Source organism: Pantoea sp. Fr+CA_20 (genome assembly GCF_024520835.1).
Classification (GTDB): Bacteria; Pseudomonadota; Gammaproteobacteria; order Enterobacterales; family Enterobacteriaceae; genus Pantoea; species Pantoea allii.
The window spans coordinates 100,551-119,824 of the sequence record NZ_JALNPN010000015.1; the positions used below are offsets into that span (position 1 = coordinate 100,551).

At 53.1% G+C, this 19,274-nt stretch carries 14 protein-coding genes and 1 riboswitch; of the genes, 9 read left to right on the plus strand and 5 right to left on the minus strand.

Annotated features, from left to right (window positions below):
* Positions 1–82 precede the first annotated feature (82 nt).
* The 3 genes from NR177_RS17085 to argE form a co-directional block, all read right to left on the minus strand.
* On the minus strand, positions 83–1,720 hold the full coding sequence (locus NR177_RS17085; RefSeq protein ID WP_256853289.1) for a methyl-accepting chemotaxis protein: 1,638 nt from the start codon (positions 1,718–1,720) through the stop codon (positions 83–85).
* Positions 1,721–2,088: 368 nt separating this feature from the next.
* Positions 2,089–4,737 (minus strand): phosphoenolpyruvate carboxylase, encoded by a 2,649-nt coding sequence (gene ppc / locus NR177_RS17090; protein ID WP_063877667.1) that lies wholly within the window; start codon positions 4,735–4,737, stop codon positions 2,089–2,091.
* Positions 4,738–5,087: 350 nt separating this feature from the next.
* Positions 5,088–6,236, minus strand: coding sequence for an acetylornithine deacetylase (gene argE, locus NR177_RS17095; protein WP_096011090.1), 1,149 nt, complete (start codon positions 6,234–6,236; stop codon positions 5,088–5,090).
* Between the two features lie 168 nt (positions 6,237–6,404).
* Here argE and argC point away from each other — a divergent pair, with 168 nt between their 5' ends.
* From argC to oxyR, 5 genes are all read left to right on the plus strand, one after another.
* Positions 6,405–7,409: an N-acetyl-gamma-glutamyl-phosphate reductase gene (gene argC / locus NR177_RS17100; protein WP_063877665.1), complete on the plus strand. Its 1,005-nt coding sequence runs from the start codon at positions 6,405–6,407 to the stop codon at positions 7,407–7,409.
* Between the two features lie 14 nt (positions 7,410–7,423).
* Positions 7,424–8,200 carry an acetylglutamate kinase gene (gene argB, locus NR177_RS17105; protein ID WP_063877664.1) on the plus strand — a complete coding sequence of 259 codons (777 nt, stop codon included), beginning with the start codon at positions 7,424–7,426 and terminating at the stop codon, positions 8,198–8,200.
* Positions 8,201–8,224: 24 nt separating this feature from the next.
* Positions 8,225–9,442, plus strand: coding sequence for an argininosuccinate synthase (locus NR177_RS17110; RefSeq protein ID WP_063877663.1), 1,218 nt, complete (start codon positions 8,225–8,227; stop codon positions 9,440–9,442).
* Between the two features lie 89 nt (positions 9,443–9,531).
* The gene (argH, locus tag NR177_RS17115; RefSeq protein WP_063877662.1) at positions 9,532–10,905 is read left to right on the plus strand and encodes an argininosuccinate lyase; all 1,374 of its coding nucleotides are present in this window, start codon (positions 9,532–9,534) and stop codon (positions 10,903–10,905) included.
* A gap of 363 nt (positions 10,906–11,268) precedes the next feature.
* Positions 11,269–12,186: a DNA-binding transcriptional regulator OxyR gene (oxyR, locus tag NR177_RS17120; protein WP_063877661.1), complete on the plus strand. Its 918-nt coding sequence runs from the start codon at positions 11,269–11,271 to the stop codon at positions 12,184–12,186.
* On the opposite strand, the gene sthA is transcribed toward oxyR, so the two are convergent.
* Positions 12,169–13,569, minus strand: coding sequence for a Si-specific NAD(P)(+) transhydrogenase (gene sthA / locus NR177_RS17125; RefSeq protein WP_096011088.1), 1,401 nt, complete (start codon positions 13,567–13,569; stop codon positions 12,169–12,171). The two genes, oxyR and sthA, sit on opposite strands and share 18 nt — an antisense overlap.
* Positions 13,570–13,762: 193 nt before the next feature.
* Between sthA and fabR the strand changes: the two genes are divergently transcribed.
* Together fabR and NR177_RS17135 are read left to right on the plus strand one after the other, a co-directional pair.
* The gene (gene fabR, locus NR177_RS17130; RefSeq protein WP_063877659.1) at positions 13,763–14,410 is read left to right on the plus strand and encodes an HTH-type transcriptional repressor FabR; all 648 of its coding nucleotides are present in this window, start codon (positions 13,763–13,765) and stop codon (positions 14,408–14,410) included.
* Between the two features lie 14 nt (positions 14,411–14,424).
* A complete protein-coding gene (locus NR177_RS17135) occupies positions 14,425–14,778 on the plus strand; it encodes a YijD family membrane protein (protein ID WP_063877658.1) in 354 nt (117 codons plus the stop codon).
* Positions 14,779–14,812: 34 nt separating this feature from the next.
* Here the strand turns inward: NR177_RS17135 and trmA are convergent, their stop codons facing one another.
* Positions 14,813–15,916, minus strand: a complete 1,104-nt coding sequence (gene trmA / locus NR177_RS17140; protein WP_096011087.1) for a tRNA (uridine(54)-C5)-methyltransferase TrmA — start codon at positions 15,914–15,916, stop codon at positions 14,813–14,815.
* 121 nt (positions 15,917–16,037) lie between these two features.
* A riboswitch (cobalamin riboswitch) is annotated at positions 16,038–16,221 on the plus strand.
* Positions 16,222–16,286: 65 nt separating this feature from the next.
* On the opposite strand from trmA, the gene btuB reads away from it, so the two are divergent.
* Together btuB and murI are read left to right on the plus strand one after the other, a co-directional pair.
* A complete protein-coding gene (btuB, locus tag NR177_RS17145) occupies positions 16,287–18,173 on the plus strand; it encodes a TonB-dependent vitamin B12 receptor BtuB (RefSeq protein ID WP_172896839.1) in 1,887 nt (628 codons plus the stop codon).
* Positions 18,118–18,969, plus strand: coding sequence for a glutamate racemase (gene murI, locus NR177_RS17150; protein WP_063877655.1), 852 nt, complete (start codon positions 18,118–18,120; stop codon positions 18,967–18,969). Before btuB ends, murI begins: the two co-directional genes overlap by 56 nt.
* Positions 18,970–19,274 lie beyond the last annotated feature (305 nt).

Here is a 19,274-nt window from a genome sequence, read left to right on the forward strand (position 1 = left end):
CCGCATTAAGGTATGAATAAAAGACGGGCAGAACCGATGGCCGTCTTTTATTCATAGTGTCTCCCACCGCGAGTGCCGTGCATTAAAAATGCGTCCAGCCCTCATCAGTCAATGGCTGATTCGATTTTGGCAATGTTGGTGTTTTACTCGTTTGCGGGACATGAACTCGCTTCTGATCGTAGTTGAGGCGGAAAACAGAAACCGCCTGCAACAGCTGTTTGGCCTGTTCCCTGAGGCTGTTAGCGGCCGATGCGGACTCTTCAACCAGCGCGGCGTTCTGCTGCGTCGTACTGTCCATCTCGGTTACGGCAATGCCTACTTGTTCCACACCTCTGGCCTGCTCAGCGCTGGCAGACGTAATTTCTTCTACGGTGTCACTGAGATGCCCAACGGCAGTCACAATGCTCTGCATCGTTGCGGAGGCATTGGCAACCAGCTCATCGCCCTGTCCCACACTGCGAGCATTAGCCTCAATTAACTGACGAATCTCGCCAGCTGCGGTGCTGCTACGTTGAGCCAGCGTCCGGACTTCGCTTGCCACCACGGCAAAGCCCTTGCCATGCTCACCTGCTCGCGCAGCTTCAACCGCAGCGTTTAAGGCAAGAATATTGGTTTGAAAAGCGATACTGTCAATAACCGTGGTAATTTCCGCGATTTTTCCCGAGCTGTCTTTGATTGTTCGCATCGTGCCAGTGATAGCTTCTGTCGCTTCGTTGCCTTTGTGCGCGACATTACGGACGTTAGTCGCAAGCTGGCTTGCCTGTTGTGCGTTGCTGGCATTGTTTTTCACCGTCATTCCCAGCTCCGTCATCGTGGCGGCAGTCTGTTCCAGCGCGCTGGCCTGTTCTTCTGTTCGCTGCGACAGATCGGCATTGCCCTGGGCTATCTGGTTACTGGCAGAGGCAACGCTCTCCGCATTGGATCTGACCAGACTGACGGTTTGAACCAGTGCATCCTGCATATCACGTATCGCCGACAGCAGCTTGCCCGTCTCATCGTTGTGAGTCACCAGTACGGGCTCACTAAGGTCACCGCGCGCCACGCGCTGTGCGGCAACCAGCGCCATATTAATCGGCCGTGTAATGCTGCGGGTGATGAGCCAGGCGGATAACCCGGCCAGTACCAGAGCAATCGCACCGGCACCCGTCAGTAACCTCAGCGCGTCGGTCCTGTCTTCATGGGACGTTTGTTCAGCAACCTGCATCCGCGTTTCCTGATGCTGTTTTAATGCCTGCAACGACGCCATATATTCATTCTGAATCGTGTCTCCAGAGTCCGACAGCAGCTTCTCCGCTTGCTCTTTTTTACCCTGTTGGGCAAGCGCGACAACCTTGTCCATAAAAGGCTGATAAAGCGCAGCGTGGGACTGCAGCTGTGTAAAAAGTTGTCTGCCGGAGGCTGAGGCGACTTCTTTATCAAGCCGTTGAATAAGACTGTTGGCTTTGTTTCTTTGTGACTGATAGCTGGCGACGGTCTTTTCTACCTGCGCGGGATCATCCTGCTGGAGCACCGCAATGCGCGCAAGACGGCTCATGTCCTGTGTATAAAAGCCCAGTAAAGCAGAGGCCGAGGCTTTTGAGTACAACCCTCCGGCGATCTCGCTGTTTGCATCTCCCAGCGAACTTGTTTTCGTAATGCCAATCAGGACCATGAAGATGACGAGCATGCCCATGAAGCCAAATGCTGCCACGAGCCTTATACCTATTCTGATGTTATTCATAATTTTTTCCTGATATTAATCGCCAGCATGGAGAAGCTACGACACCTGTTCAGCCCTCAACAGAGAGGGCTGTAAAGAATGTTTTGGTATTTATTCATCGAACGGGTGTTTTTTAACCCGTAGAAAGAGTAACGACCTCAAAGCAGGAAGGTTTATATTTGAGTTGTAATTAAATTGTAATAATTGCTGAGTTAAAATCTCAGGTAAGAACGTTCTGTTGATACTGAAAGGTGGCCTGGGCTTCGCGGGGCATATCAGAGAAGTAAGGTGAACACGAACGTAAGAGTAACCTGCAGTGTGGTTTGCCCGTTTAAGGCCATCGTAAAAAAGGGCGGTCACGCAGCAACCGCAACCGCCCTGGCGGGTTTTTAGCCCGTATTACGCATACCCGCCGCGACGCCGGCAATGGTCACCATTAACGCCTGCTCGACGCGGGCATCGGGCTCATCGCCGCGCGCTTCCTGCGCACGTGAACGGTGTAGCAGCTCAGCCTGCAGCACGTTGAGGGGATCGGTATACACGTTGCGCAGGGCAATGGATTCGGCAATCCACGGCTGATCCGCCATCAGGTGGGAATCGTTAGCGATGGTGAGTACCGCTTTAATATCCGCATCTAACTGTTCACGTAGCTGTTTACCCAGCGGCCACAGCGACTTATCCACCAGGCGCTGGTCGTAATATTCCGCCAGCCACAGGTCGGCTTTGGAGAACACCATTTCCAGCATACCGAGACGGGTGGAGAAAAACGGCCAGTCGCGGCACATCGCTTCCAGCTGATCCTGATGACCTGCCAGCATTGCCTGCTGCAGTGCAGCACCCGCACCCAGCCATGCCGGGAGCATCAGACGGTTTTGTGTCCAGGCGAAGATCCACGGGATGGCGCGCAGAGATTCCACACCGCCGGTAGGACGACGTTTGGCCGGGCGTGAACCCAGTGGCAGCTTGCCCAGTTCCTGCTCTGGCGTCGCTGAACGGAAGTAGGGCACGAAGTCGGGATTTTCGCGCACATAGCCACGGTACATGGCACAGGAATCGGCGGAAAGCTGATTCATAATGCTACGCCACTCCGGTTTAGGTTCCGGTGGTGGCATCAGGTTAGCTTCCAGTATCGCACCGGTATAGAGCGACAGGCTGGCGATGGTCACTTCCGGCAGGCCGTACTTAAAGCGAATCATTTCGCCCTGCTCGGTAACGCGCAGGCCGCCTTTCAGGCTGCCTGGCGGCTGAGACAGCAGCGCAGCATGTGCCGGCGCGCCACCGCGACCAATAGTGCCGCCACGTCCGTGGAACAGCGTCAGGGAAACCCCGGCTTTCTCACAGGTTTTAATCAGCGCGTCCTGCGCCTGGTACTGCGCCCAACTGGCGGCCATCACCCCGGCATCTTTTGCTGAGTCTGAATAGCCAATCATGACCATCTGTTTGCCCTGGATAAAACCGCGATACCAGTCAATGTTAAGCAGCTTGCTCATCACGTCATTGGCATTATTCAGGTCATCAAGCGTTTCAAACAGCGGGGCGACCGGCATCGCAAAAGGAATGCCGGCTTCTTTCAGTAACAGATGCACTGCCAGCACGTCTGACGGCGTTTTGGCCATCGAAATCACATAGGCAGCGATAGAACCCTGCGGTGCTTCGGCGACGACTTTGCAGGTTTCCAGCACTTCGCGGGTTTCATCACTGGGTTCCCAGCTACGCGGCAGCAACGGGCGTTTAGAGTTCAGCTCACGGATAAGAAATGCCTGCTTGTCGGCTTCTGACCAGCTTTCATAATCTCCCAGCCCCAGATAGCGGGTAATTTCCGCAATCGCTTCGGTATGACGGGTGCTTTCCTGACGAACGTCCATACGGACCAGCGGAACACCAAAGCATTTCACACGGCGCAGCGTGTCCAGCAGCTGACCGTTGGCAATGATGCTCATGCCACACTGCTGCAGGGACTGATAGATCGCGTACAGTGGCTCCCAAAGCTGAGCGTTAGAAACCAGTAAGTCAGCAGGGCGCGGTAAACGTTCGCCTTTGAGGCGACGTTCCAGGTAAGCCTGTGTGGTCATCAACTGGCTACGCAGACGCTTTAAAATCACCCGATATGGTTCCAGTGCTTCAGGATCGCCACTGAGATCGGCCACTTCCTGACTGCATTCAGACATCGACAGTTCTGAAATTAAGACGCCAATGTCACGCAGGAACAGGTCAGTGGCTTTCCAGCGGCTGAGCTGCATCACATGGCGGGTAATGGATGCGGTGACATTTGGGTTGCCGTCACGGTCACCGCCCATCCAGGAGGTGAACTGCACTGGCACGAAATCCACTGGCAGCTTGATGCCAAATGTCTCTTCGACCTGCTCATTCAGCTCACGCAAAAATGCAGGTACGCCTTCCCACAGGCTGTTTTCAACCACGGCAAAGCCCCATTTGGCTTCATCCACAGGCGTTGGGCGATATTTACGGATCTCATCCGTATGCCAGGCCTGAGCAACCAACTGGCGCAGGCGGCGCATAATCTGGTTACGTTCGTAATCAGAAATATCGCTGTGGTCGAGTTGTTCAAGACAGCTGTTTACCTCACCCAGTTTATGAATCAGCGTACGACGGGTGATTTCGGTAGGATGGGCGGTCAGCACCAACTCCAGTGACAGTGATTCAATCGCGGCGTGAATGGCACTTTCACTGAGATTGTTTTGTTTGAGCGTTTCAAAGGTCTTTTTCAACAGTTCGGGATGGTTTGCGCCGTCGCCGCTGCGGGAAATGGTTTGATACTGCTCCGCCACGTTAGTGAGGTTAAGGAACTGACTGAATGCACGTGCCACGGGCAATAACTCGTCGTTTGACAGGTTTTGCAGTGTGTTCAGCAACTCCTTACGATGAGTGTCATTGCCTGCACGGGATGATTTAGAGAGCTTACGGATGGTTTCCACCTGGTCCAGGATATTCTCTCCCAGCGCATCCTTGATCGTATCCCCGAGCAGTTTGCCGAGCATACTGACATTACTTCGCATTGCGGAATATTGTTCGTTCATGTGACCCTGACACCCTTATCGTCTTGATAAACCTCTATACCCGGCCTTTTCAGGCAGCACAAAAGCCAGCAACGTTGTCCTCTCGGCTCTGACCGAGGTTCTTCAGTTGCTGCCTGTCGCAAGCTGAATAAAGTGGGATGATTGCCCTGCGGGTATAACATCGTCTTTTATCTAGCCACGTAATCTTCCGTTCGTCAATTGACTTAAAGTGAAGGAAACGTGCAGCTAACTGCCGGAAATTCATGGAATTTGATGGGGGAGAAGTGGGATAAGTTATTCTTATTATTAAATCCCGCAGAATGGCGGGGCATTTTGCTGTTAATTCAGTGAAATGCCCCGATTGATGACAATTAGTGACAGAAATGCTGCACAACCTGGCTTATCAGTGCGCGTGTTGGCTTAATAAATGCGGTATCGATAAATTCATCTGGCTGATGGGCCTGATTGATCGAACCCGGGCCCAGCACCAGCGTCGGACACAGTTGCTGAATAAAAGGCGCTTCGGTGCAGTAATTGACCACTTCCGTCTGGATACCCAGCAGTGTTTCGACGACCTTGACCAGTTTATGGTCAGCAGGGCACTCGTAGCCGGGGATCGGTGGATGCAGCTCTTCAATGGTAATCCGTCCCGGCCAGCGTTCGCTAACGGGAGCCAGTGCCTCATTTAACAGGCCGTCGAGATCGCTCAGGGTCAGTCCCGGTAGTGGTCGGATATCCATATGCAACTCGCAGCAGGCACAAATACGGTTTGCCGCATCGCCGCCGTGAATATGACCAAAGTTCATGGTTGGGTAGGGGATCGCAAAGCCATCGTGGTGATAACGTGATTTGAGCGTATTACGCAACTGCATAAGTTCGGTGATCGACTCATGCATCAGCTCAATGGCATTGACGCCGCGTCCGGGATCGCTCGAATGGCCTGATTGCCCCTGAATACGAATTGCATTGGAAATGTGGCCTTTGTGCGCCCGTACCGGCTTCAGCGAGGTCGGCTCACCAATGATGGCGCAGTCGGGACGGAGCTGTGTGGATTCTGCAAAGTATTTTGCGCCCGCCATCGTCGTTTCTTCATCTGCGGTCGCCAAAATATAGAGCGGCTTACTCAGGGTTGTCACATCCACATCACGGAGTGTGTCCAGAATAAACGCAAAGAAGCCTTTCATATCGGCGGTGCCCAGACCGTAAAGCTTATTGTCGTGCTCGGTCAGGGTAAAAGGATCGCGGGTCCAGCGACCATCATCAAACGGAACCGTATCGGTATGTCCGGCAAGCAGCAGGCCGCCCGCACCGCTTCCCGTACGGGCCAGCATATTAAATTTATGACGCGTTCCCGGTACGGGCTGCACGTCCACAGTAAAACCCAGGTCGCGGAACCAGCCCGCCAGTAAATTGATTAAAGTTTCATTGCTCTGATCGAGCGCGGCATCGGTTGCGCTGATTGACGGCGTTGCGATCAACTGGCGGTATAGTTCGATAAAAGGCGGTAATTTTGTCTTCACTGTTGACGGTCCTTGAGTTAGGATGTATCAATATTCATGCATTAATAGTGAATAAAAATACATTAACGTCGTGTGCATGTGAACCTTAAATCGCTGCAAACGACATCGTGGGCAACGGGGCAAGGCCGCGACCCGGAACGTGTGACTGTAATAAAGGTATACAGCCTGATGTTGAATACGCTGATCGTTGGTGCCAGTGGTTATGCTGGCGTAGAGCTTGCCACCTTCCTTAATCGCCATCCACATATCAACATAACCGCTTTGGCGGTGTCTGCGCAAAGTCCCGATGCGGGTAAGCGCCTGTCTGATCTTCATCCACAGCTGAAAGGCGTGGTGGATTTGCCACTGCAGCCGTTGAGCAATGCCGCCGAATGGGCAGACAAAGTGGATGTGGTGTTTCTGGCGACCGCCCACGAAGTCAGTCACGATCTGGCCCCTGAATTTCTCAAAGCTGGCTGTGTGGTGTTCGATCTGTCAGGCGCGTTTCGCGTCAACGATGGCGACTTTTACACGCAGTTTTATGGCTTCACTCACCAGCATGGTGACTGGCTGGATAAAGCCGTTTACGGCCTTGCAGAGTTTCAGCAGGAAAAAATCAAAGAAGCCCAGCTGGTGGCCGTGCCGGGCTGCTACCCAACCGCCTCCCAGCTGGCGCTGAAGCCCGTGTTAGATGCGGGTTTGCTGAATGACGCGCAGTGGCCGGTGATTAACGCCACCAGCGGCGTGAGTGGTGCGGGACGTAAAGCCAACATCGGCACCAGCTTCTGCGAAGTCAGCCTGCAACCTTACGGTATTTTTAATCATCGTCATTATCCTGAAATTGTGGCGCACCTGGGCACACCGGTGATTTTTACGCCGCATTTGGGCAGTTTCCCGCGTGGGATTCTGGCGACGGTCACCTGCCGTTTGAAGGCTGGTGTAAGCCGTGATGATGTGGCTGAAGCTTTTCACAATGCCTACCACGATAAGCCGCTGGTACGCGTTTACGAACAGGGCGTGCCGGCACTGAAGGCAGTGGTCGGACTGCCGTACTGCGATATCGGTTTTGCCGTTCAGGGCGAACATCTGATTGTCGTGGCTGCAGAAGATAACCTGCTCAAAGGGGCGGCTTCCCAGGCGGTGCAGTGCCTTAATATTCGTTTCGGTTTCCCTGAAACGCAGTCACTGATTTAACGGACGAGTAAACCATGACCAATCCATTGATTATCAAGCTGGGCGGCGTGCTGTTAGACAGCGAAGAAGCGCTGGCCCGTTTATTTGACGCGTTGCTGGCCTATCGCTCAGCGCATCAGCGCCCACTGATCGTCGTTCACGGCGGCGGCTGCCTGGTTGATGAACTGATGAAAAAACTGGCGCTGCCAGTGCAAAAAAAGAACGGCTTACGCGTGACGCCTGCCGACCAGATTGACATCATTACCGGTGCGCTGGCGGGTACGGCAAACAAAACCCTGCTGGCATGGGCAAAAAAATATGGCATTCATGCGGTTGGCCTTTGCCTGGGTGATGCGGGCCTGGTGAATGTGACGCAGCTGGATGAAGCGCTGGGCCATGTCGGTCATGCCACACCGGGTAATCCTGCGTTGGTCAACACGCTGCTGGCTGCGGGATATATGCCTGTGGTCAGCTCAATCGGCATCACCGATGACGGCCAGTTAATGAACGTCAATGCCGATCAGGCCGCAACGGCGCTGGCATCTACGCTGGGTGCTGATTTAGTCTTGTTATCGGATGTCAGTGGCATTCTTGACGGTAAAGGCCAGCGCATTGAAGAAATGACCGCTGACAAAGCAGAGCAGTTGATTGCGCAGGGCATCATTACCGATGGCATGATTGTGAAAGTGAACGCCGCGCTGGATGCTGCGCGCACACTGGGCCGCCCGGTCGATATCGCCAGTTGGCGTCATGCCGAGCAACTGCCTGACCTTTTCAACGGTGTGTCCATTGGCACCCGGATTCTCGCTTAACGACTCAGATTCAAGGATTACGAAATGCAAACGCAAAACATCAAAAAAATCGTTCTGGCTTACTCTGGTGGTCTGGATACTTCCGCCATTATTCCATGGCTGAAAGAAAACTATGGCGGCTGTGAAGTGGTCGCGTTTGTGGCTGATATCGGTCAGGAACGCAGCGATCTGGAAGGCGTTGAGAAGAAAGCGCTGCAGTCGGGTGCATCAGAATGTCACGTTGTTGATCTGCGTGAAGAGTTTATCAGCGAGTACGTTTATCCGGTGCTGCAGACCGGTGCGCTGTATGAAGGAACTTACCTGCTGGGCACTTCAATGGCGCGTCCTATCATCGCTAAAGCGCAGGTTGAGCTGGCGCTGAAAGTGGGTGCGGACGCCCTGTGCCACGGTGCGACCGGTAAAGGCAATGACCAGGTCCGTTTTGAAACCACCTATACCGCACTGGCCCCTCAGCTGAAAGTCGTTGCGCCATGGCGTGAGTGGAACCTGCGTTCACGTGAAGCGCTGCTGGATTATCTGAAAGAACGCAATATCCCTACCACCGCCTCGCTGGAAAAAATCTACAGCCGTGATGAAAACGCCTGGCATATTTCTACCGAAGGTGGCGTGCTGGAAAGCCCGTCTAATGCACCAAACAAAGATTGCTGGGTCTGGACCGTTGATCCACTGGAAGCCCCCGATCAGCCAGAAGACGTGACCGTGACCGTTGAAAAAGGCCGCGTAGTCGCAGTGAACGGCGAGAAACTGAGTCCGTTCCAGTGCCTGGAAAAACTGAACGTGTTGGGCGCTAAACACGGTGTGGGTCGTATCGATATCGTTGAGAACCGTCTGGTAGGCATTAAATCACGCGGCTGTTACGAAACCCCGGGCGGCACCATTATGGTTAACGCGCTGCGTGCAGTTGAACAGCTGGTTCTGGATCGTGACAGCTTTAAATGGCGTGAGCAGTTGGGCCATGAAATGTCGTATGTGGTTTACGATGGTCGCTGGTTTGCACCGCTGCGTAAGTCTATTCAGGCGGCGGCAGAGTCGTTGGCAGAAGAGGTGAACGGCGAAGTGGTACTGCAACTCTACAAAGGCCAGGCTACCGCGACCCAGAAACGTTCAGCCAACAGCCTGTATTCTGAAGAGTTCGCGACCTTCGGCGAAGATGAAGTGTACGATCATCGTCATGCAGGCGGCTTTATCCGTCTGTTCTCGCTCTCTTCACGCATCCGCGCACTGAACGAGCAGAAGAAGTAATAAGCAGGCGAGGATCGCCTCGCCTCTCGGTATGACATCAGGGGCGGCTATTATGCCGCCCCTGGTTTAACGACTTGAAGGAGATTCACATGGCACTTTGGGGTGGACGCTTTACCCAGGCAGCAGATCAACGTTTCAAACAGTTCAACGACTCGCTGCGCTTTGATTATCGCCTGGCTGAGCAGGACATCATTGGCTCTGTGGCCTGGTCCAAAGCGCTGGTGACCGTCAACGTACTGACCCGTGATGAGCAGCAGCAGTTGGAAGCGGCGCTCAACGCGTTACTGGAAGAGGTACGTGCTAATCCTGAGCAAATTCTGCAAAGCGATGCCGAAGATATTCACAGCTGGGTTGAAGGCCAGTTGATCGATAAAGTCGGCGCGTTAGGCAAAAAACTGCATACCGGTCGGAGTCGTAATGACCAGGTGGCGACTGACCTGAAACTGTGGTGTAAAGAGCAGGTTGCCGCGTTATTGGGCGCTACGCGTGAACTGCAGCAGGCGCTGGTGGCCACCGCGGAAGTGAACCAGGATGCGGTGATGCCGGGCTATACGCATCTGCAGCGTGCGCAGCCGGTGACCTTTGCTCACTGGTGCCTCGCCTATGTTGAAATGCTGGCGCGCGATGAAAGCCGTTTGCAGGATACGCTAAAGCGTCTTGACGTCAGTCCGCTGGGTTGTGGCGCGCTGGCCGGAACCGCTTATGATATTGACCGTGAGCAGTTAGCTGGCTGGTTAGGCTTTGCCTCTGCCACGCGTAACAGCCTGGATACGGTGTCCGATCGCGACCATGTTCTGGAGCTGCTCTCTGATGCGTCAATCGGTATGGTACATCTGTCGCGCTTTGCGGAAGACATGATTTTCTTCAACACGGGCGAAGCTGGCTTTATCGAACTCGCGGATAAAGTCACCTCAGGTTCATCCCTGATGCCACAGAAGAAAAATCCCGATGCGCTGGAGCTGATCCGCGGCAAGTGTGGTCGTGTTCAGGGCGCATTAACCGGCATGATGATGACGCTGAAAGGTCTGCCGCTTGCCTACAACAAAGACATGCAGGAAGACAAAGAAGGGCTCTTTGATGCGCTTGATACCTGGCTGGACTGCCTGCATATGTCGGTACTGGTCCTTGATGGCCTGCAGGTAAAACGTCCACGCTGCAAGGAAGCGGCAGAGCAGGGCTATGCCAACTCAACCGAACTGGCTGATTACCTGGTTGCCAAAGGCGTGCCTTTCCGTGAAGCGCACCATATTGTGGGTGAAACGGTCGTTGAGGCAATTAAGCAGGGCGTAGCACTGGAAGCACTGACGCTGGCGCAGTTGAAGCAGTTCAGCACTGCGATTGAAGACGATGTTTATCCTGTTCTGGCCCTGAAATCCTGTCTGGATAAGCGTAATGCGCAGGGTGGCGTTTCGCCCGAACAGGTTGCCCGTGCTATTGCAGAAGCCAAAACGCGTTTAGCGTAAACGGCAGGCAAAAAAAGAGCGGGCATCAAATGCCCGCCAACCTCTAGCTTCAAAAACTACTTTTATTTTAGGCACATCATCAGAACAGCGGCGCTCCCGGCCGATGCTCAGATTCGTTACGTTTATCCTCTGCCTGTTGTATGAAAGCCGGATAAGGCTTTCTGTCTTTTTGCGTTTTGCAGAAGGTTTCACGCGCGTTGAAAACAGGGATAAGCACTGCCTTCAACGTTCAGAAATACATTTCCCTGGGTGGCCATGATTCTGAATTTGATGCGGGCATTATTCCCATCCGCTCTTGATAGGGCCAATCGTTGGTTGCTATTCTATCTATCGCCACGAGCTATCGTGGAATGGAGGGTAATAATGAATATCCGTGATCTTGAATATCTGGTTTCGCTTGCTGAACATCGTCATTTCCGACGTGCTGCGGATGCCTGCCATGTCAGTCAGCCCACGTTGAGCGGACAGATCCGTAAATTAGAAGACGAATTAGGTGTCATGCTGCTGGAACGCACCAGCCGCAAAGTGCTGTTTACTCAGGCTGGCCTGTTGCTGGTCGACCAGGCGCGTACCGTTCTGCGTGAAGTCAAAGTGCTGAAAGAGATGGCCAGTCAGCAAGGTGAAGCGATGTCAGGGCCACTGCATATTGGGCTTATCCCCACGACCGGTCCTTATTTGCTCCCGCAAATCATTCCTATGCTGCATCAGACCTTTCCAAAGCTGGAAATGTATCTGCATGAAGCGCAAACGCAGCAGCTGCTGGCTCAACTCGACAGCGGTAAACTGGATTGCGCGATTCTGGCGCTGGTCAAAGAGAGCGAAGCCTTTATTGAAGTTCCGCTGTTTGATGAGCCGATGAAGCTGGCGGTCTATGAGGATCATCCATGGCGTGATCGTGACCGCGTACCGATGTCCGATCTGGCCGGCGAAAAACTGCTGATGCTGGAAGACGGTCACTGCCTGCGCGATCAGGCGATGGGCTTTTGCTTTGAAGCGGGCGCGGACGAAGATACGCATTTCCGTGCCACCAGTCTGGAAACATTGCGCAATATGGTCGCGGCGGGAAGCGGGATTACGCTACTGCCAGCATTAGCCGTGCCCCAGCAGCGCATTCGCGACGGTGTTTGTTACCTGCCGTGTTACAAGCCAGTACCACAACGTACTATCGCGCTGGTGTACCGTCCCGGTTCACCCCTGCGCAGTCGTTATGAACAACTGGCAGAGGCAATCCGAACGCACATGCAAGGCTATTTCGACACGACGTTAAAACAGGCGGTTTAAGCCGTTTAATGCAGCAACGCGGTAGGCTTCGGCCATAGTCGGATAGTTAAAGGTGGTATTCACAAAGTACTCAATTGTGTTGCCACCATTTTTTTGTTCCATAATCGCCTGGCCGATGTGAATGATCTCCGCCGCACGTTCCCCAAAGCAGTGAATCCCTAAGATTTCTTTGGTGTCGCGATGGAACAGAATCTTCAGGCTGCCCACATTCATCCCGACGATTTGCGCACGCGCCAGATGCTTGAACTGCGCCCGACCGACTTCATAGGGGACTTTCATCGCGGTCAACTGCTGCTCGGTTTTACCTACAGAGCTGATTTCCGGAATGGTATAAATACCGGTCGGGATGTCTTCTATCAGATGCGCCGAGGCTTCACCTTTCATGATCGCCTGCGCGGCAATACGGCCCTGATCGTAAGCGGCTGACGCCAGGCTTGGATAACCAATCACGTCGCCCACTGCATAGATATGCGGCTGTGCTGTCTGGTACATGCTGTTCACTTTCAGCAGGCCACGTCCGTCCGCTTCCAGACCGACATTGTCCAGCGACAGTGAGTCGGTATTACCGGTACGACCGTTCGCGTAAAGCAGGCAGTCCGCTTTCACTTTCTTGCCCGATTTAAGGTGCATGATCACGCCGTCATCAACGCCTTCAATCTTCTCAAACTCTTCGTTGTGACGAATCACCACACCGCTGTTCCAGAAGTGATAAGACAGCGAATCGGACATCTCCTGATCAAGAAACGCCAGCAACCGGTCACGGGTGTTAATCAGATCAACTTTGACATTGAGCCCACGGAAAATTGACGCATATTCGCAGCCAATCACGCCAGCGCCATAAATAATGACGTGGCCGGGTTCATGATGCAGGTTGAGAATCGAATCGGAGTCGTAAATGCGTGGATGCGTAAAGTCGACGTCATGGGGATGATAAGGGCGTGAACCGCAGGCAATAATAAACTTCTCGGCGGTCAGTTTTTCGCGTGTCCCGTCGTGATGTTCCACCTCAACAGTATTGGCATCAACAAAGTGGGCATCGCCCTGAAAAAGTTCACAGCGGTTGCGCTCATAAAAGCCCTGACGCATCGCCGTTTGCTGGCTGATCACGCTTTCTGTGTGATTGAGGATATCGGCAAAGGATGAGCGAAGCAGTCGGGTATGGTCGCTGTAAAGGGGATTCTGGTTGAATTCGATGATGCGGCTAACGGCGTGACGGAGGGCTTTTGAGGGAATGGTTCCCCAGTGAGTACAGCCGCCGCCAATGTTGTGATAGCGTTCGATAACCGCGATGCGTGCGCCTTGCTTGACCAGTCCCATCGCCGCACCTTCGCCGCCCGGTCCTGAGCCAATCACTATGACATCGTAATCGTAAGACTTTTGCATACCGATACGTCCTATTATTTATACATTTTTACAACGAGATTCTAACATCTCGCCGCGCACTTCTAAATTCTAACAGCGATTTTCATCACGTTTTGCCTTTCAGTGGTGTTTAACAAGCCGTCACAAAGTTTGCCCGACTGTACGCTGAATATTTTGTTATAGTGCTGTTTCAGAACCTCACAAGGCAGACAGAATGGGCGTCAGAGCGCAACAAAAAGAACGTACACGGCGTACACTCATCGAAGCCGCTTTCAGCCAGCTCAGCGCCGAACGCAGTTTTGCCAGCCTGAGTTTACGTGAGGTCGCCCGTGAAGCCGGTATCGCACCCACCTCTTTTTATCGGCATTTTAAAGATGTTGATGAGCTGGGTCTGACGATGGTCGACGAAAGTGGGCTGATGTTGCGCCAGCTGATGCGCCAGGCGCGCCAGCGTATCGCCAAAGGCGGCAGCATCATTAAAACCTCCATCGCGACGTTCATGGAGTTCATTGAGAATAACCCTAACGCGTTTCGTCTGCTGCTGCGTGAGCGTTCCGGAACCTCTGCTGCCTTTCGCGCGGCCGTGGCACGTGAAATTCAACATTTTATTGCTGAACTGGCTGATTATCTTGAGGTCGAAAATCGCATGCCGCGCAGTTTTACCGAAGCGCAGGCTGAAGCGATGGTCACTATCGTTTTCAGCGCGGGTGCCGAAGCGGTGGACATCGATATTGAACAGCGACGTAAGCTGGAAGATCGTTTGGTACTGCAGTTACGTATGATCGCCAAAGGCGCTTATTACTGGTATCGCCGGGAGCAAGAACGTCTGGCGGTAACCCTGGATAAACCTGAAGAGTTATGAATAAGGACCCCGACATGACCCACCCAAGCTCCCGTGATAAAGGCACGATGTTGCTGGCTTTTATTACCGGCCTTGCTATGAACGGCTCGTTCTCCGTGCTGTTTAGTGCTTTTGTCCCTTTTTCTATTTTCCCACTGATTGCGCTGGGGCTGTCGGCCTGGTGCCTGCATCAGCGCTATCTGAACAAAAGCATGCCGGATGGCGTACCAGGCCTGGCAGCCGCTTTTTTCCTGCTGGGCATTCTGGTGTATAGCGCGCTGGTCAGGGCTGAATACCCGGAAATCGGTTCTAATTTTATCCCGACCATCCTGATGGTCGGGCTGGTGTTCTGGATTGCCCTGCGTTACAAGCGCAACCGCAATCGGTAATAACGAAAACGGGAACCATCAGGTTCCCGTTTTTTTACGCTTTACGCGTCAGCAGCACGCCGCATTCCATATGATGGGTGTACGGGAACTGGTCGAACAGCGCCAGCCGTGTCACATCATGGGTTTGCGCCAGCACCAGCAGATTGTCACACAGGGTTTGCGGATTGCAGGAAATGTAGAGGATGGCGGGGTAAGCCTGCACCATCTTAACGGTTTCGTCATCCAGCCCACTGCGCGGCGGATCGACAAAGATCGTCTCGCAGTCATAGCTGTTCAGGTCGATCCCTTCCAGCCGGTTGAAGCTGCGCACCCCGTTCATCGCCTGCGTAAACTCTTCGGCCGCCATTCGAATAATCTGGACGTTATCTATCTGGTTCGCCGCAATATTATATTGTGCTGAAGCCACAGAAGGTTTGGCGATTTCCGTTGCCAGGACGCGACGAAAATTTCTGGCCAGCGCCAACGAGAAATTGCCATTCCCACAGTAGAGCTCCAGTAAATCCCCACGAGAACCCGTGGTGACGTCCAGTGCCCATTCCAGCATTTGAATGTTCATGGCGGCGTTGGGTTGAGTAAAGCTGTTTTCTACCTGACGATAAATCATCTCTTTACCGGCCACGGGCAGTCGCTCATCCACATAATCCCGATCGAGACAGATTTTGGTCTTGGTCGCGCGGCCAATCAGTTGGACATCTATACCTTCAGCCCGTAATTGATCGCGTAATGTGCTGGCGGCCTGCTGCCACTCATCATCCAGCTTGCGATGGTAGAGCAGGGAAATCACGATTTGATCACTCATCGTGGACAGATAGTCGATCTGAAACAGCTTGTGGCGCAGCAGACGGTTATCCCGAATGGCCGCCATCATTTTTGGCATCACCAGGTTGATCAATTCACTGGCAGCAGGAAACTGATCGACGCGTATGCGCTGCTTAGTCTCCTGATCGAAGATAATGTGGTAGAGGTCATCGCCATCGTGCCAGATACGGAATTCTGCACGCATGCGGTAGTGACTGACGGGTGAACGAAACACCTCCACGGCGGGCGCAGCGTACGGCGTCATCATCGTTTCTAACCGACTGACTTTTTCCGCCAGCTGCGCGTCATACTGTTCAACAGGGAGATGTTCGGGTGTCATGTTTAATCCTGGTTAAGAGCTTACTTGCCGGGCGATTGTAGGCATTCACCTGCCGATGTCCAGTCTTGTGCGCTGGCACAAAGATACGATGTGTGGAGGTCTGGACTTGCCCATGCGCTCTTCGTAGACTGCTGGCACCGGCCTCAGCCTTGAGTTAATAGGGAATCCAGTGTGAATCTGGAGCTGACGCGCAGCGGTAAGGAATGTCAGGGTGATTGCAATTGCAGACACTGTCCTGCGGGATGGGAAGTCATCACCTGCTATGGTTCCTAGCCCGAAGACCTGCCGGTGTGACGTCGCCACTCGTACAGTCATCGCGTGCTATCGATTGTATGCCTGCGGCATCCTTTTTCTTTTGGATGCGATAAAAATGAGTAAAACAAAAGCCTCGCTGTTTGCCTTTAGCGCAACGGCGATTTCCCTCTGGGCGCAAAACGGTGTTGCGCAGGGAAGTGATGATACGCAAATCGTGACCGCCAACCGCTTTCAACAACCGGTTTCGTCGGTGCTGGCGTCTACCTCAGTGGTGACACGGGATGAGATTGAACTGTGGCAAGCGAAAAACCTTGTCGAGGTCCTTCGTCGCCTGCCGGGCGTTGATATCGCGCAAAGTGGCGGTATTGGGCAGAGCGCTTCAATGTATGTGCGCGGCTCCGAAGCCCGCCAGACATTGATTCTGGTTGATGGCGTCCCTTTTGCTAAGCCTGGTATTACAGGGGTGGCAGACTTCAATCAGATTCCGGTCTCCATTATCCAGCGCGTGGAGTTTATTCGTGGGCCACGATCGTCAGTATACGGTGCGGATGCCATTGGCGGTGTGGTTAACGTCATTACCCAAAATCCAGAGAATCATAATGAACTTTCAGCAGGGATGGGTTCGAAGGGATACCAGGAGTACAGCGGAAGCGTAAACCAGAATGTGACCGATCAAACTCGTCTTACCGTCGCAGGGTCTTACCAGGCGACAAATGGCTATAATATTCAGCCAGATTCGACATCGCCAACTGATCGCGATCGTGATGGCTGGCGCAACAAAGCTTTCTGGGCAGGTGTTGAGCACACGTTTAATGACCTGTTTTCCGGCTTCTTTCGGGGTTATGGATACGCTGCGAATGCTGACTACGATGCCGGTTTTCCAGGCGGAACGGATGAGCAGCAAATTTATAACCATTCCTTCGATACCGGCTTGCGCTTCAATAAAGGTGATTATTCATCACAGCTGGTGGCCAGTGACCAAAAGTACAAAATTTATAACTATGTCGGTGCTGACGGACGTTACGCGGATTCTAATACGCTGGATGATATGGAGCAGCGTAACCTGCAGTGGGGGAACGCTTTCGCGATAGGTTATGGCACCGTAAGTGCCGGCCTGGACTGGCAGCGTCAAACGTTGAGTTCGGTCGGGCAGCTTTTTTCTGGTCAACCCAGAGATACGGACAGCTATAAGCAAGATAACACCGGCGCTTATCTGACGACGCAGCAGCAGTTGGGCACGGTTACCCTTGAAGGCGCTTTACGGGGAGACGATAACCAGGATTATGGTCGTCATGGTACCTGGCAAACGGCGGCGGGATGGGAATTTGTGCCAGGCTACAAGGCTTCGCTCTCCTACGGTACAGGCTTCCAGGCACCCACTCTGGGTCAGTTGTATGGTCAAAAACATTTTGGCATTAGCGCTAATCCCGATCTTCAGCCAGAGAAGTCAAAGCAGTGGGAAGCCGCGCTTGAAGGGTTAAGCGGACCGGTTAACTGGCGCGTTGCGGCTTATCGTAATAGCGTCACGGACTTGATTGACTATGCTTCAGATCCGGTGACATTCCAGGGCGGCTATTTCAATCAAAAAGCGGTCACGCTAAAAGGTATCGAAGCAACGGCTGACTTCGATACTGGCTTCCTGCACCATCAAATAACCTTAGGCTACCTTGATGCCCGGCGGGATGCCGATGACGAAGTCCTGGCTCGCCGTGCTCGCCAACAGATGAAATATCAGTTAGGCATCACGGTTTATGAAGCTGATATTGATGTCATTTACCAGTATTTTGGCAAGCGTTATGACAATAACACCAGCCAGTACGCAAGCGAGCAACGTCGTTTACCGAGTTACAGCACAGTTGATCTCGCGGTATCGTATCCGGTCACATCACATCTGACCGTTCGTGGTAGAATCGCCAACCTGTTCGATAAAGATTACGAGACAGCGTATGGCTATCAGACTCCAGGAAGAGAGTATTACCTCAACGGAAGCTACAGCTTCTGACCTGCGTCCTACTGTGCTGGTGTTTGACTCCGGCGTAGGGGGGCTTTCTGTCTATGATGAGGTTCGGCAGTTACTGCCGAACCTGCATTATCTTTATGCGTTCGATAATGCCGGTTTTCCTTATGGAGAAAAAACCGAGACCTTTATTGTCGAACGTGTGGTCGCGATTGTTGATGCCATTACTCGCCGCCATCCCATTTCCCTGGTCATTATCGCCTGTAATACCGCCAGCACCGTAACCTTGCCCGCATTACGTGAACGCTTTGCCTTCCCGGTCGTTGGTGTTGTTCCGGCTATTAAACCTGCAGCACGTCTTACGCGTAATGGTGTGGTGGGGCTGCTTGCAACCCGCGCGACGGTTCGGCGCTCGTACACGCATGAACTGGTGTCGCAGTTTGCCAGCACCTGCAAGATTGAAATGCTGGGTTCAGCCGAACTGGTTGAGCTTGCCGAGGCCAAGCTCCATGGTAATGATGTGTCGCTGGATGAAGTCAGGCGCATCGTGCAACCCTGGTTACGCATGGCCGAGCCGCCGGACACGGTGGTATTAGGATGCACGCACTTTCCTTTACTGCGCGATGAGCTGCAGCACATCCTGCCGGAAGGCACGCGTTTAATTGATTCCGGGGCGGCCATTGCCAGACGTACGGCCTGGTTACTGGAAAATGAAGCACCTGAAGTCCGTTCGTCACAGCAAAACGTGGCGTTTTGTACCGAGCTTGATGGTGAGGCCGTACAATTATCACCGGTTTTGCAGCGTTATGGCTTCCCATTGCTTGAAAAACTGGCGCTTTAGCGGCTTTTCGCTGAAAAAAACAGCACTCGGAAAATTAATTGAAATTAGCCCTTGTCAGCCGAAAAGAACTCCCTATAATGCGCCTCCACTGACACGGCACAACGGAATACGAAGCGCCGGGTTAAGTAGGGTTCAGAACGATTCGAACCGGTCAGTTAAGCAAAAATAAGTGCTTGACTGATAAAGCGGAAAGCGTAATATATGCAGCCCGCGCCACAGAGAAGTGTGGCACTGCTCTTTAACAATTTATCAGACAATCTGTGTGGGCACTCGCAGGATTGATATCAGCGTCTCCGGACGTAAAA

Coding starts and splice junctions, on each gene's coding strand:
- NR177_RS17085 (WP_256853289.1), bottom strand. CDS start 1,720: ATGAATAACATCAGAATAGGTATAAGGCTCGTGGCAGCATTTGGCTTC.
- ppc (WP_063877667.1), bottom strand. CDS start 4,737: ATGAACGAACAATATTCCGCAATGCGAAGTAATGTCAGTATGCTCGGC.
- argC (WP_063877665.1), top strand. CDS start 6,405: ATGTTGAATACGCTGATCGTTGGTGCCAGTGGTTATGCTGGCGTAGAG.
- argB (WP_063877664.1), top strand. CDS start 7,424: ATGACCAATCCATTGATTATCAAGCTGGGCGGCGTGCTGTTAGACAGC.
- NR177_RS17110 (WP_063877663.1), top strand. CDS start 8,225: ATGCAAACGCAAAACATCAAAAAAATCGTTCTGGCTTACTCTGGTGGT.
- argH (WP_063877662.1), top strand. CDS start 9,532: ATGGCACTTTGGGGTGGACGCTTTACCCAGGCAGCAGATCAACGTTTC.
- oxyR (WP_063877661.1), top strand. CDS start 11,269: ATGAATATCCGTGATCTTGAATATCTGGTTTCGCTTGCTGAACATCGT.
- sthA (WP_096011088.1), bottom strand. CDS start 13,569: ATGCAAAAGTCTTACGATTACGATGTCATAGTGATTGGCTCAGGACCG.
- fabR (WP_063877659.1), top strand. CDS start 13,763: ATGGGCGTCAGAGCGCAACAAAAAGAACGTACACGGCGTACACTCATC.
- NR177_RS17135 (WP_063877658.1), top strand. CDS start 14,425: ATGACCCACCCAAGCTCCCGTGATAAAGGCACGATGTTGCTGGCTTTT.
- trmA (WP_096011087.1), bottom strand. CDS start 15,916: ATGACACCCGAACATCTCCCTGTTGAACAGTATGACGCGCAGCTGGCG.
- btuB (WP_172896839.1), top strand. CDS start 16,287: ATGAGTAAAACAAAAGCCTCGCTGTTTGCCTTTAGCGCAACGGCGATT.
- murI (WP_063877655.1), top strand. CDS start 18,118: ATGGCTATCAGACTCCAGGAAGAGAGTATTACCTCAACGGAAGCTACA.